General features: G+C 65.9%; 12 protein-coding genes. 6 read left to right on the top strand and 6 right to left on the bottom strand.

What is annotated here, in order from left to right; genetic code table 11:
- Window positions 1–171 precede the first annotated feature (171 nt).
- Both recQ and LU688_RS20610 read left to right on the top strand, forming a co-directional pair.
- Window positions 172–2,319: a DNA helicase RecQ gene (gene recQ / locus LU688_RS20615; RefSeq protein ID WP_160291320.1), complete on the top strand. Its 2,148-nt coding sequence runs from the start codon at window positions 172–174 to the stop codon at window positions 2,317–2,319.
- Between the two features lie 138 nt (window positions 2,320–2,457).
- Window positions 2,458–2,895 (top strand): MarR family transcriptional regulator, encoded by a 438-nt coding sequence (locus LU688_RS20610; protein WP_038706592.1) that lies wholly within the window; start codon window positions 2,458–2,460, stop codon window positions 2,893–2,895.
- Window positions 2,896–2,975: 80 nt separating this feature from the next.
- Here LU688_RS20610 and LU688_RS20605 read toward each other — a convergent pair whose 3' ends face one another.
- Window positions 2,976–5,162, bottom strand: a complete 2,187-nt coding sequence (locus LU688_RS20605; protein ID WP_094011849.1) for a patatin-like phospholipase family protein — start codon at window positions 5,160–5,162, stop codon at window positions 2,976–2,978.
- 66 nt (window positions 5,163–5,228) lie between these two features.
- Between LU688_RS20605 and LU688_RS20600 the strand changes: the two genes are divergently transcribed.
- Window positions 5,229–5,510 (top strand): Rdx family protein, encoded by a 282-nt coding sequence (locus tag LU688_RS20600; protein WP_094011850.1) that lies wholly within the window; start codon window positions 5,229–5,231, stop codon window positions 5,508–5,510.
- On the opposite strand, the gene LU688_RS20595 is transcribed toward LU688_RS20600, so the two are convergent.
- Both LU688_RS20595 and LU688_RS20590 read right to left on the bottom strand, forming a co-directional pair.
- Window positions 5,511–6,398: a DMT family transporter gene (locus LU688_RS20595; RefSeq protein ID WP_038706590.1), complete on the bottom strand. Its 888-nt coding sequence runs from the start codon at window positions 6,396–6,398 to the stop codon at window positions 5,511–5,513.
- Window positions 6,399–6,492: 94 nt separating this feature from the next.
- Window positions 6,493–7,287, bottom strand: a complete 795-nt coding sequence (locus LU688_RS20590; RefSeq protein ID WP_094011851.1) for a helix-turn-helix transcriptional regulator — start codon at window positions 7,285–7,287, stop codon at window positions 6,493–6,495.
- Window positions 7,288–7,411: 124 nt separating this feature from the next.
- Here LU688_RS20590 and LU688_RS20585 point away from each other — a divergent pair, with 124 nt between their 5' ends.
- The gene (locus tag LU688_RS20585) at window positions 7,412–8,227 is read left to right on the top strand and encodes a UDP-2,3-diacylglucosamine diphosphatase (RefSeq protein WP_160291118.1); all 816 of its coding nucleotides are present in this window, start codon (window positions 7,412–7,414) and stop codon (window positions 8,225–8,227) included.
- A gap of 56 nt (window positions 8,228–8,283) precedes the next feature.
- Here the strand turns inward: LU688_RS20585 and LU688_RS20580 are convergent, their stop codons facing one another.
- The gene (locus LU688_RS20580; protein WP_023631732.1) at window positions 8,284–8,868 is read right to left on the bottom strand and encodes an HD domain-containing protein; all 585 of its coding nucleotides are present in this window, start codon (window positions 8,866–8,868) and stop codon (window positions 8,284–8,286) included.
- Window positions 8,869–8,969: 101 nt separating this feature from the next.
- Window positions 8,970–9,281, bottom strand: coding sequence for an Mpo1-like protein (locus tag LU688_RS20575; RefSeq protein WP_023631733.1), 312 nt, complete (start codon window positions 9,279–9,281; stop codon window positions 8,970–8,972).
- A 154-nt stretch (window positions 9,282–9,435) separates the two neighbouring features.
- Between LU688_RS20575 and LU688_RS20570 the strand changes: the two genes are divergently transcribed.
- Complete coding sequence (locus LU688_RS20570; RefSeq protein WP_160291117.1) at window positions 9,436–10,482, top strand: AraC family transcriptional regulator; 1,047 nt, start codon at window positions 9,436–9,438, stop codon at window positions 10,480–10,482.
- Here LU688_RS20570 and LU688_RS20565 read toward each other — a convergent pair.
- Entirely contained in the window at window positions 10,439–11,893 is a 1,455-nt protein-coding gene (locus LU688_RS20565; RefSeq protein WP_038706587.1) for a TrkH family potassium uptake protein, read from the bottom strand. The genes LU688_RS20570 and LU688_RS20565 overlap by 44 nt on opposite strands.
- A gap of 189 nt (window positions 11,894–12,082) precedes the next feature.
- Here LU688_RS20565 and LU688_RS20560 point away from each other — a divergent pair, with 189 nt between their 5' ends.
- A complete protein-coding gene (locus tag LU688_RS20560; protein WP_038706586.1) occupies window positions 12,083–12,640 on the top strand; it encodes an NAD(P)H nitroreductase in 558 nt (185 codons plus the stop codon).
- Window positions 12,641–12,672: the final 32 nt, after the last annotated feature.

The raw sequence follows: 12,672 nt of genomic DNA, 5'->3' as shown, positions 1-12,672 counted from the left end.
CTGTCACCGGGGCATGCCGGGGTACGCGGCAGTCGGGTATACTCCGCTGTTTTTCGTGCCAGGTGGCGTTTTGCGGCCATCCGGCAAAAACCGCTTACGCATTCGGTGTGTGCGCGGCGGATTTATCGTCCAGCCTGAGTCCAGGATGGTACGGCGATTTTGGAGTGGCAAATGCTCGAACAGGCTCAGCGCGTCCTCAAGGATGTCTTCGGTTACGATAGTTTCCGCGGGCGCCAGGCAGCGATCATCGAATGTGTGGCGGGCGGTGGCGACGCGCTGGTACTGATGCCCACTGGTGGCGGCAAGTCCCTGTGCTTCCAGGTGCCCGGCTTGCTGCGCCCCGGCTTGACTGTGGTGGTGTCGCCGCTGATCGCGCTGATGGACGACCAGGTCGCCACCCTCGACGAGCTGGGCGTGGCCGCCGCTGCGCTGAACTCCACGCTCAGCGCCGAGCAGCAGCGCGACCTGGCCGGGCGCCTGCGCCGCGGCGAGGTGAAGATGCTGTACCTGGCTCCTGAGCGCCTGGTGCAGCCGCGCATGCTGGACTTCCTGCGCGGCCTGGACATTTCCCTGTTCGCCATCGACGAGGCCCACTGCGTCTCGCAATGGGGCCACGACTTCCGCCCCGAGTACCTGCAACTGGGCCAGCTCGCCGAGCTGTTCCCCCATGTGCCGCGTATCGCCCTGACCGCCACCGCCGACATGCGCACCCGCGAGGAGATCGTCCAGCGCCTGCACCTGCAGGGCGCCGAGCGTTTCCTGTCGAGCTTCGACAGGCCGAACATCTTCTACCGCATCGTGCCCAAGGAGGCGCCGCGCAAGCAGTTGATGGCGTTCCTCGGCGAGCGGCGCGGCAACGCCGGCATCGTCTATTGCCTGTCGCGCAAGAAGGTCGACGAGACCGCGGCCTTCCTTTGCGACCAGGGCTTCCCGGCGCTGCCGTACCACGCCGGCCTGGCTGCGGAGACCCGCGCCGCCAACCAGCACCGCTTCCTCAACGAGGAAGGGCTGATCATGGTCGCCACGATTGCCTTCGGCATGGGCATCGACAAGCCCAACGTGCGCTTCGTTGCCCACCTCGACCTGCCCAAGTCGCTCGAGGCCTATTACCAGGAGACCGGCCGTGCCGGCCGTGACGGCCTGCCGTCGGACGCCTGGATGGCCTACGGCCTGCAGGACATGGTGATGCTCAAGCAGATGCTGCAGAACTCCGAGGGCGACGAGCGCCACAAGCGCATCGAGCAGCACAAGCTCGACGCCATGCTGGCCCTCTGCGAGGAAACCCGTTGCCGCCGCCAGTCGTTGCTGGCCTATTTCGACGAGGTGCTCGAGAAGCCCTGCGGGCACTGCGACAACTGTGTCGACAACGTGCAGACCTGGGACGCCACCGAGCCCGCGCGCCAGGCCTTGTCGGCGGTGTTTCGCACCGGCCAGCGCTATGGTGTCGGCCATCTGGTCGATGTGCTATTGGGCAAGGACACCGAGAAGGTACGCAATTTCGGCCACGAGAAGCTGTCGGTGTTCGGCGTCGGCAAGACGCTGGCCGAGGCCGAGTGGCGCTCGCTGTTCCGCCAGTTGGTGGCGCGCGGGCTGGTGGACATCGACCTGGAAGGCTACGGCGGCCTGCGCCTGTCCGATAGCTGCCGGCCGCTGCTGCGCGGTGAGGTGAACCTGCAACTGCGCCGCGACCTCAAGCCGCAGACCGTGGCCAAGGCGTCCGGCGGTAGTGGCGGCAGCCCGGCCAGCCAGCTGGTGCGCGCCGAGGAGCGCGAACTGTGGGAGGCGTTGCGCACCTTGCGGCGCAAGCTGGCCGAAGAGCACAGCGTGCCGCCTTATGTCATCTTCCCCGACTCCACTTTGCTGGAGATGTTGCGCAGCATGCCCACCAGCCTCAGCGACATGGCCCAGGTCAGTGGCGTCGGCGCGCGCAAGCTGGAGCGCTACGGCCAGGCCTTCCTCGAGGTGCTCAATGGCTCCGGTGGCACCGAGGAAGCGCCGAAGGTGGTGCTCGACCTGCGTCACGAACTGGTCAGCCTGGCCCGCGCCGGCATGACGCCGGCGCAGATCGCCGGGCAGCTCAACTGCACCGAGAAGAACGTCTACAGCTTGCTGGCCGAGGCCATCGGCCGCCAGGAGCTGAGCCTGGAGCAGGCGCTGGACTTGCCCGAAGAGCTGATGATGGAAGTACAGGATGCCTTCCTCGACGGCGAGGGCGAGCTGCCGCCGGTGTCAGCTGTGGCACCGCTGTTCGGCCAGCGGGTGCCCGAAGGTGTGCTGCACTGCGTGCGGGCGGCGCTGGCGGTGGAGTTCGGCGTGTGATTGCCGGCATTTGTGCCATTTGCTGACCTTTGTCATACCCTTACATGATTATCAGTCATTTCCATGGCGTCGAACCTTGCCTGATCGGTCGGGCCATGGTTAGCTGGCTAATAATTAGTTCTATTCATTGAGTTACTTATGCCCCTGACCGACAACCAACACCGCTTCGGCATGCAGCTGGCCCAGATGTCCCGAGGCTGGCGCGCCGAGCTGGACCGCCGCCTGGCCGGGCTCAACCTGTCGCAAGCCCGCTGGCTGGTGCTGCTGCACCTGGCCCGGTTCGACGAGGCGCCGACCCAGCGTGAGCTGGCCCAGAGCGTGGGCGTCGAGGGCCCGACCCTGGCGCGCCTGCTCGACAGCCTGGAAAGCCAGGGGCTGGTGCGCCGCCAAGCCGTGATGGAAGACCGTCGGGCCAAGAAGATCCTCCTGTGCCCGCCGGCCAAGCCGCTGATCGACCAGATCGAGACCATCGCCAATGCGTTGCGGCTCGAGTTGTTCACCGGGGTCGATGAGGCCGACCTGGAAGTGTGCATGCGCGTGCATGCGAAGATTCTCGATAATCTCGAAAAGTCCTGAGCTTTACCCGGATCGCGGGGCAAGCCCGCTCCCACAAGATTTTGCTTGGCTTGTGGGGGCGGCTTGCCCCGCGATCATTTCTAGAAGGTATGCCCCAGGTTCAGGTACACCGCCTTCTCATGCGCATCGTTGGCGCCATAGCTCAAGTTCAACGGCCCCAGCGGCGTTTCCAGCCCCAGGAAGATGCTCGCCGCATTGATGTAGCCGCTGTCGAACTCGTTGTCGTTGTTCCACGCACGGCCGCGCTCCAGCGAGCCGCCCAGGTACAGCGGGAAGTCCAGCGGCAGGTAGGCGCGTGGCGTCAGGCGGCGGTAGTAGACCATGCGCAGCAGGCTCATGTTCTGCCCGGAGATCGAGTCTTGGCGGAACCCCGATAGCTGCCGTGCGCCGCCGAAGACGAAGCTTGAGGTCACCACTTCGGCATCGTCCAGGGTGCGTCCGTAGCGCCCGCCCAGCACCAGGGTGTTCGGCCCGCTGCTGATGGCCTTGTCGAGGTTGAACAGCCACTGCCGGTAGTTTTGGTCCGAATCCAGTGACTTGTCGTACTTGCGCACGGTCAGGCCTATGTCTTCGCCGCTGTGCGGGAAGTAGACGTTGTCGAAGGTGTCGAAGGAGTACTTGAGTTCGTAGAAGCCCTCATTGAAGCTGACCTTGGGCAGGTCCTGGTCGCCGATACGCACCTCGGCGTTGCCCCAGGCCTTGCCCACGCCCAGGCGCACCTCGCCGTAGGTGCCGATCTGCCGCCCGACATTGAGCCCGAAGCCGTAGCGTTCGAGGCGGTATTCGGCCACCGGGTCGTTGTCCAGGGTGGCCTCGACATTCTGCGAACCCAGGGCCAGGTAGGGGGCGATGAAGTAGCGCGAGCCCACGTCCAGCGGCTGGTAGAACTCGCTGTACAGCTCCTGTTCGTCGCCGATCTGGGCCCGGGTCAGCCATTCGCCGCCGAGCCGGTTGATGCCGTTGACCCGGTAGCTGGCGCCAAGGTTGAAGGCGCTGTCGCCGCGCAGGTCGTCCGACAGGTTCAGGCCCAGGCGCAGGTAATCGGTACCGCCACGCCGCCCGCGGGCGTTGATCACCAGGGTATGTTCATCGCCCTTGTGCGCGACGCGGTATTGCACCTGGTCGAAGTAGTCCAGCCCATAGAGGGTGCCCATGTCGGTCTGCAGGCGGCCGAGGTCCAGCGGTTCGCCGATGGGTTGGCGGATGTAGTAGCGGATCACGTCGTCGCTGACCTTGGAGTCGTTCTCCACCTTGATGGCGGTGATGATCGGCGTGCGCTGCTTCGGCGAACGCGCCATTGCCAGGTTGCTGTCACCCTCGCGCCGGCGCAGCGACGCCAGGCGCGGATCGAGGGCGCGGGTGGCGCGGTAGCCGGCATCGATCATATCCTGGGCGCGGCCGAAGTCGGTGACGCCGAACGCGGACAGCGGCGGCTGGACGAGGATGTCCTCGCGGCGCAGGCTGGCCAGCTGTTCCTCGGAGTTACGCCGGGTCATCAGGGTGATCGACTGGTTGAGTACATCCACCACCGTGGCCAGTTGCTTGCGGTTGCGCAGCGGGGTGCCGATGTCGACTACGATGGCCAGGTCCACGCCCATCTCGCGCACCACGTCCACCGGGATGTTGTCGGTCATGCCGCCATCCACCAGCAGCCGGCCGTCCAGTTCCACCGGGGCGAACACTGCCGGAATCGACATGCTGGCGCGTATCACCTGGGGCAGGTGGCCGCGGCGGAAGATCACCTTCTCGCCACTGGTAATGTCGGTGGCCACGGCGCGAAACGGGATCGGCAGCTTGTCGAAGTCGCGCACGTCGGCGGCATGGGCCAGCTTGCTTTCCAGCAGCAGGGCGAGGTTCTGGCCCTGGATCACGCCCAGCGGCAGGCCCAGGCTGCCGTCGTCGCGAAAGCTCAGCTTCTGCTTGACCAGGAAGTCGCGGTCGTCCTGCTTGCGTCGGAACGGCACGTCCTTGCGCGGTGGGGCGTCGGACAATGCCTGTTGCCAGTCGAGGGTGGTGGCCAGTTTTTCCAGTTCGGCGATGCTGTAGCCCGAGGCGTACAGCCCGCCGACCACCGCGCCCATGCTGGTGCCGGCGATGGCGTCGATGCGCACGCCCTGTTCTTCCAGGGCCTTGAGTACGCCGATATGGGCCAGGCCGCGGGCGGCGCCGCCTGACAGCACCAGGCCGATTTTCGGTCGCGCCGTTTCGGCGGCATGCAAGGTGATGGAAGTGAGCATCAGCAGTAGGCAGAACAGCAGGCGGCGCATCGTGAGTCTCAAACCAGAGGGTAAAGACCGCTAGTATAAGCGGCCCTTCCTACGGAGTTCCCCGACATGGCAGACAGCAAGCCACAAATTGTCATCACTTATTGCACCCAGTGCCAATGGCTGCTGCGCGCCGCCTGGCTGGCGCAGGAGTTGCTCAGCACCTTCGCTGACGACCTCGGTCAGGTCGCCCTGGAACCTGCTACCGGCGGGGTGTTCCGCATCACCTGCGACGGCGTGCAGATCTGGGAGCGCAAGGCCGACGGCGGCTTCCCCGAGGCCAAGGCGCTCAAGCAGCGGGTGCGTGACCAGATCGATCCGCAGCGCGACCTGGGTCACAACGATCGCTGATCAGGCGCTTTCGGCCACGGTCTGCCGGGAGGGTTGCTCGGCGGCCAGGCGGCTGGACAGGATGATGGCGAAGATGATCAAGGCACCACCGGCGAGCATGCGCAGGGTCGGCTGTTCGGCGAACACCACCCAGGCCACGGCGATGCCGTAGACCGGCTCCATGCCGAACACCACCGCGGCGGTACGCGCCTTGATCACCGCGAGGCTGGCGACGAACAGGCTGTGGGCGACGCCGGTGCAGAAGATGCCGAGCAGGGCGATCCACAGCCAGTCCATGGGTGCCACGGCAGCCAGGCCCGGCGCGGCGAACGGCAGCAGGCACAGGCTTACCACCAGGTTCTGCCACAGCGCCGCCTGTACGGCGGGCAGGCGCCCGGAACCGGCGCGGTTGGTCAGCGACAGCAGCGAGAACAGCAGGCCCGAGAGCAACGCCCAGAGCAGCCCGCCGGTGGCCTCGCTGGCGAGGTCGAAGGCGGGGGTGACCAGCACCAGGCCGATGCTCACCAGCAGCACCAGGACAGCCTCGTTGCGGCGAATGCGTTCACGGAACAACAAGCCTTCAAGGATCACCGTGAATGCCGGAAAGCTGGCGAAGCCGAGGGTGGCGATGGCCACGCCGCCGACCTTGACCGCGATGAAGAAGCTCACCCAATGCCCGGCCAGCAGCACACCCCCCAGCAACAGGCGGCGCAAGTCCTGGCCGCGCAGCGGTTGCCAGGCCTGGCGCGCCAGGCCGGCAAACAGGCCCAGCGCCAGCACGGCGAACGCGGCACGACCAAAGACGATGATCGAGGGGCTGGCACTGGCGGCCAGTTTGCCGAAGACGCCAGTCAGGCCGAAGAACAGCGCGCCGATATGCAGGGCGCCAAGGGCGGTGCGGTGGTTCATGGTGGTCCTTTGAGTACAGTGAGCGTTGCGTGCTGGCTCCATCACGGGACAAGTCGCGATGAGGTCGATACAGGCAGCAGTGTATGTTCGATCCTCAGGCAGATCTGTCGCCCACCTCGCGCCCGTTGTTGCCAGACTCGCGCCGCAACGCCAGCGGCGTGCAGCCGAACGCCCGCAGCACCGCCGCGCTGAATGCGCTCTGCGAGCCATACCCCACGCGCGCGGCAATCTCGCCCACCGGCAACACCGTCTCACGCAACAGCCGGCGCGCCATCGTCAGCCGCCGTTGGCGGATGTAGTCCATCGGCGTCAGGCCGCACTCGCTGGCAAACCGCGCATGCAGCCGCGCACTGGACAGTCCGGCCAGTCGCGCCAGGTCGGCGACCTGCAGCGGGTAGGCGGCGTGCTGCTCGATATGGCGGTCGAAGGCAGCATAGGGCAAGCGCCTGCTGGACAGCACCGGGGCGCAGGCCTGTGGATTGAGGCTGGCCAACAGCAACACCGCTCCCTGGCGGGCAATCAGCGGGTCGTCCACGGGGCTGCTTGCCAGCCAGTCCACCAACTGCTGCTGGCGGCTGTCCAGGCTCAGTGGGCCGGGGCTGTCGAGCAGGCGCCGGCTGTCGTGGGCGTGCTCGCCCAGATGATCGCCGAGCCATTGTCCGCCCGGTACGTCCAGTACCAGGCAATCGCTGCCCTCTCGGCTCCCACAAGTGTGGTGGGCACCGGCGGGAACCACCATCAGGTCCTGGCGAGCGACCCGGCCGCCGCGTCCATCCACCTCGAAATCCAGGCGCCCGCCGAGGCCGAACACCAACTGTGGATGGTCGTGGCTGTGGGCGATCAGGTCGTGGCGGTAGTGGCGCAACGAGAGCAAGGGGCCGGCGGTCATGGTGAGTCCTCACGGGGCAGGCGAAGATTGTACACCTGCAGGCGAGGGCAGGATGGTCATGTACCTGCCACCAATCTGTCACCTGCGCCTGCCAGTCTCCAGCAAACAGCGCCGGAGCCTGCCCATGAGCCACGCCGAACCTCTTCGCCCGTCACGCAAGCAGCGTGTCCGCACCCTGTGGATTTCCGATGTACACCTGGGCACCCGCGACTGCCAGGCCGAACACCTGGCGCATTTCCTCAAGGGCTACCAGGCCGAGCGTATCTACCTGGTCGGCGATATCATCGATGGCTGGAAACTGCGCAGCGGCATCTACTGGCCTCAGGCCCACACCAATGTCATCCGCCGCCTGCTGACCCTGAGCAAGCGCGGCACCGAGGTGATCTACATTACCGGCAACCATGACGAATTCCTGCGGCGCTACTCGAAACTCATCCTGGGCAACATCCAGCTGGTGGACGAGGCCGAACACCTCACAGTCGACGGCCGGCGCCTGCTGGTGATCCATGGCGACCAGTTCGACGTGATCACCCGCTACCACCGCTGGCTGGCTTTTCTTGGCGACCGGGCCTACGAGTTCACCCTGGTGCTCAACCGTTGGCTCAACCACTGGCGCGCCCGCTATGGCTACGGCTACTGGTCGTTGTCGGCGTACCTCAAGCACAAGGTCAAGGGCGCGGTTAACTTCATCAGCGACTTCGAGGACGCCATCGCCCACGAGTGCACCCGGCGTGGCTTCCATGGTGTGGTGTGCGGGCATATCCACCATGCCGAGATCCGCCAGGTGGGCGAGGTGGAGTACCTCAACTGCGGCGACTGGGTGGAGTCGTGCACCGCGCTGATCGAACACTGGGACGGGCGGATCGAGCTGTACCGGTTTGCCGAGGCGCAGGCGCTGGAAGCAGCGCTGCGCTTGGCAGAGCTGGGCGAGCCGGCCTAGTGTCTCGTCGGCTGAGCCTGTGATCGCGGGGCAAGCCCGCTATCGGTAGTGGCAGATCAGGCGGTGGCTTGCAGGGCTGCCTTGTAGATGGACTGCCTGGGCTGGGCGAACAAGCGCTCCAGCATGGGCTCGAAGAACGCAAGCGGCAGGCTTTCATAGTCCGGATCGAACGCCGCCGCGTCGTAGCGGGCGCAGAACTCGAGGGTCCGCTGGTAATGCGGGTGATCGCGGAATTGCTCGCGCAGGTTGCGATTCATGCCCAGGTGGTGGAAGAAGAAGTAGCCCTGGAAGATCCCGTGTTTCTCGATCATCCACAGGTTCTCGTCGCTGACGAACGGCTTGAGGATCGCCGCGGCGATATCGGGGTGGTTGTAGCTGCCCAGGGTGTCGCCGATGTCATGCAGCAGGGCGCAGACCACGTACTCTTCATCGCGGCCGTCGCGGTGGGCACGGCTGGCGGTCTGCAAGGAATGGCTCAGGCGGTCGATGGGGAAGCCGCCGAAGTCGCCGTCGAGCAGGCGCAGGTGGGCGAGGATGCGCTGGGGCAACTGCTGGGCGTAGGCACGAAAGTCGTCGGCGATGATCGCCCAGTCCTGGGCGGTGCCATCGCGCATGTGGCTGAAACTGGCTTGCTTGCTCATCACCGCGTGCCGCTCGTGTCGGGGAACATACCGCAGTGTTGGCCAGGATCCGGGCTTTGGCAGTGGCCGGCCGGGACGCGAACCTGGCCTTGCGGGCCGATTCAGAGGCTCAGGCGGCCCAGCAGGATGTCGCGGAACATGGCGAAGTCGCCGACCAGGCTGTACCAGGGGTGGCTGAAGGTGGCGGGGCGGTTCTTCTCGAAGAAGAAGTGCCCGGCCCAGGCGAAACCATAGCCGGCCAGCGGCACGGCCAGCAGCAACAGCCACTTGCCGCTGCCGATGCTGTAGGCGAGCAGGGCGATCACCAGGCTGGTGCCGACGAAGTGCAGGCGACGGCAGGTGGGATTGCTGTGCTCGCCCAGGTAATAGGGGTAGAACTCGGCAAAACTGCGGAACTGCGCGGTGCGGGTCATGGCGGGCTTCCGGATCTGCGGGTCTTGCTGACAGGATACACGGCGTGGAGCCTGAATCGAGTCTAGAGTCACTGGGTGCGATGGCCAGTGACAATAGGCGCCAATTGAGTATCCTTTCGGTTCACCGCAGGAGCGGTCAGCACAAGAGCCTGTCATGAGTGAGAGAACCACGTCAGCCAGCTGGGCATCAGGGATCGTCAAGGCACTCGAGCTGGAAGGGCTCGATTGCCCGGCCATGTTCAAGCAGCTCGGGCTCGACTTCGCCGCCTTGGACGACCCCGACGCGCGATTCACCCAGGATTCGATGACCCGGCTGTGGCAGCTGGCGGTCGAGCTTTCCGGCAACGAGGCGATCGGCCTGAACATGGCCAGGGTGGTACGCCCCGCTTCGTTCCATGTGGTGGGCTATGCGTTGATGTCCAGTCGTACCCTGGCCGAGGGCTTCGAGCGACTGGTGCGCTACCAGCGCATCATCGCAGAGAGTTCGGACTTGAGCTTTCGCCTCGAACCCGACGGCTATGCCTTGGTACTGACCGTGCACGGCGATCACCTGCCGCCGACCCGGCACAGCGCCGAAGCCTCGCTGGCCTGTGCCCTGGCGTTGTGCAGCTGGCTCAGCGGGCGGCCGATCCAGCCGCGGCGTGTACTGATCCAGGGCGCCCTGCCGAAAAATGTCGAGCCATACAAGGTGGCTTTCCACGCGCCGCTGCAGTTTGGCGCGGCCCATGACGCGCTGGTGTTCGCACCCGCCGACATGGAGGCGCCGTTGCCTACCGCCAACGAGGCGATGGCGGTGCTGCACGACCGTTTCGCCGGCGAGTACCTGGCGCGTTTCTCGGAAAGTCGGGTGACCCACCGCGTGCGCCAGGTGCTCTGCCGCATACTGCCCCAGGGCGAGCCCAAGCGCGAAACCGTGGCCCAGGCCCTGCACCTTTCGCAGCGCACCTTGCAGCGGCGCCTGCAGGACGAGGGCACCAGCTTCCAGACCCTGCTCGACGACACCCGCCGCGAACTGGCCGAGCAGTACCTGGCGCAGCCAGGCACCACGCTGCTGGAAACCTCCTACCTGCTGGGGTTTGCTGATCCGAGTAATTTCTACCGGGCGTTTCGCCGCTGGTTCGACAGCACGCCGAGCGAGTACCGCACGCGTCTGTCGGTCAGTGACGCCAGAACGCCGGCATGCACAACACCAGCACCGTGATGATCTCCAGGCGGCCCAGCAGCATGCCGCCGGCAAGGATCCATTTGGCGGCATCCGGCAGCGTCGCGTAGTTGCCGGCCGGGCCGATCACTTCGCCCAGCCCGGGGCCGACGCCCGAGACGGTCCCGGCGGCACCGGTGAGCGCGGTCATCCAGTCCACGCCCAGCAGCGACAGCAGCAGGGCGATGATGCAGATGGTGATGGCGAAGAAGAACGAGAAGGTCAGGATCGAGCGCACGATCTCTTCGTCGAGTCGGTGGCCGTTGTATTTCTGCTTGATCACCGCGCGCGGATGGATCAGCTGGTTGAGGTTGGCCTTGAGCAGGATGTAGGCGACCTGGAAGCGGAAGATCTTGATACCGCCGGCCGTCGAGCCGGAGCAGCCGCCGACGAAGCCCAGGTAGAAGAACAGCATCAGCGAGAAGTTGCCCCACAGGCTGTAGTCGCCCAGGGCGAAGCCGGTGGTGGTGACCACCGAGGTGACGTTCAGCGCCACGTGGCGCAGGGCATCGAGCCAGTGCAGCTCGGTGGTGGCCCAGTACCAGGTGCCGAGGACCAGCCAGGTGGCCACCAGCATGGCCAGCAGGCCCTGCACCTGCTGGTCCTTGATCAACGCCCGGCGGTGGCCGCGCAGGGTCGCCACGTACAGGGTGAATGGCACGCTGCCCATGATCATCACCACCACCGCGACCCAGTGCACCGCAGGGATATCCCATTTGGCCAGGGACTGGTCGGAGGTGGAGAACCCGCCGGTGGAGATCGCCGACATGGCGTGGTTGATCGCATCGAACAGGCCCATCCCCGCCCACCAGAAGGCCAGGCTGCCGAACACGGTGATGCCGACGTACACCGCCACGATCGACTTGGCGACCATGTGCGAGCGCGGCATGACCTTCTCCGAGCGGTCGGAGGACTCGGTCTGGAACAGGCGCATGCCACCGATGCGCAGCAACGGCAGGATCGCCACCGCCATGCCGATGAAGCCGATGCCGCCCAGCCAATGCAGCATCGAGCGCCACATCAGGATGCCCGGCGACATGCTGTCCAGGCCGCTGAGCACGGTGGCGCCGGTGGCGGTGATGCCGGACATGCTTTCGAAGAAGGCGTCGGTGTAGCTGATGTGCTGGGTCAGCAGGAAGGGCAGGGCGGCGAACACGCAGACCACCAGCCAGCTGCTGACGGTCAGCAGGTACATGTCGCGGGGGCGCAGGTGCACGTGCTCGGGGCGGCCGGGGATGACCAGGCCCAGGCCCGCGAGGAAGGTGATCAGGCTCGACCAGAGGAACGACGGCATGTCGCCGGTGCGCTCGAAGACCACCAGGGTCGCCATGGGCACCACCATGCTCACCGCCAGGGTGATCAGGAAGATGCCGATGATGAAACCAATGATCCTTAAGGTCGGCAACGCCATGTGATCTGCTCTGACTCGCTACGGAAAGGGCGCCATTCTACCTGTGGGCCGGGTCTTGTAAACGCCGATTGCTGGCCTCCACGGAGCGGGCTTGCACCGCGATGGCCGGATCGCGGGGCAAGCCCGCTCCCACGATCCCCCTCGATGGTGCAGAATGGCCGCACTTTCAATCTGCCAGGAGGGTAGCCCATGGAGGCTCTCGACGCATTGCTCAACCGTGTTTCCGTGCCACGCCTGACTGACCCTGCGCCCAATGCCGCCCAGCGCGAGGCGCTGTTCCAGGCCGCATTGCGTGCGCCTGACCATGGCCAGCTGCGCCCCTGGCGTTTCCTGACCATCGAAGGGCAGGGCCGGGAAAAGCTCGGCGAGCTGTTCGCCGAAGCCGTGCAAGCCAAAGGTGAGGCCACCCAGGCGGCGCTCGACAAGGCCCGGGCGATGCCGCTGCGTGCGCCGTTGCTGATCGTGGTGATCGCCCGGCTGCAGGATCACTTCAAAGTGCCGAAGATCGAGCAGCGACTGGCCGCCGGCTGCGCCGCCCATGGCATCCTGATCGCCGCCCATGCCCAGGGTATCGGCGCGGTATGGCGCACCGGCGACATGGCCTTCGACGCCCATGTGCACAAGGGGCTGGGGCTTGCCGAGAACGAAGAGCTGATCGGTTACCTGTATGTCGGCACGCCAATGGCCGAGCCACGCACCGCGCCGATCCTGGAAACTGCCGAGTACGTCAGCGCCTGGGGCGAGTGATTGAGTGGGGCCGCTGCGCAGCGGCCCCTGTA

This window comes from Pseudomonas soli, from assembly GCF_021283165.2.
Lineage (GTDB): Bacteria > Pseudomonadota > Gammaproteobacteria > Pseudomonadales > Pseudomonadaceae > Aquipseudomonas > Aquipseudomonas soli.
The sequence above is the reverse complement of the archived record's forward strand: the minus strand, read 5'-3'. Positions and strand labels throughout refer to the sequence as shown.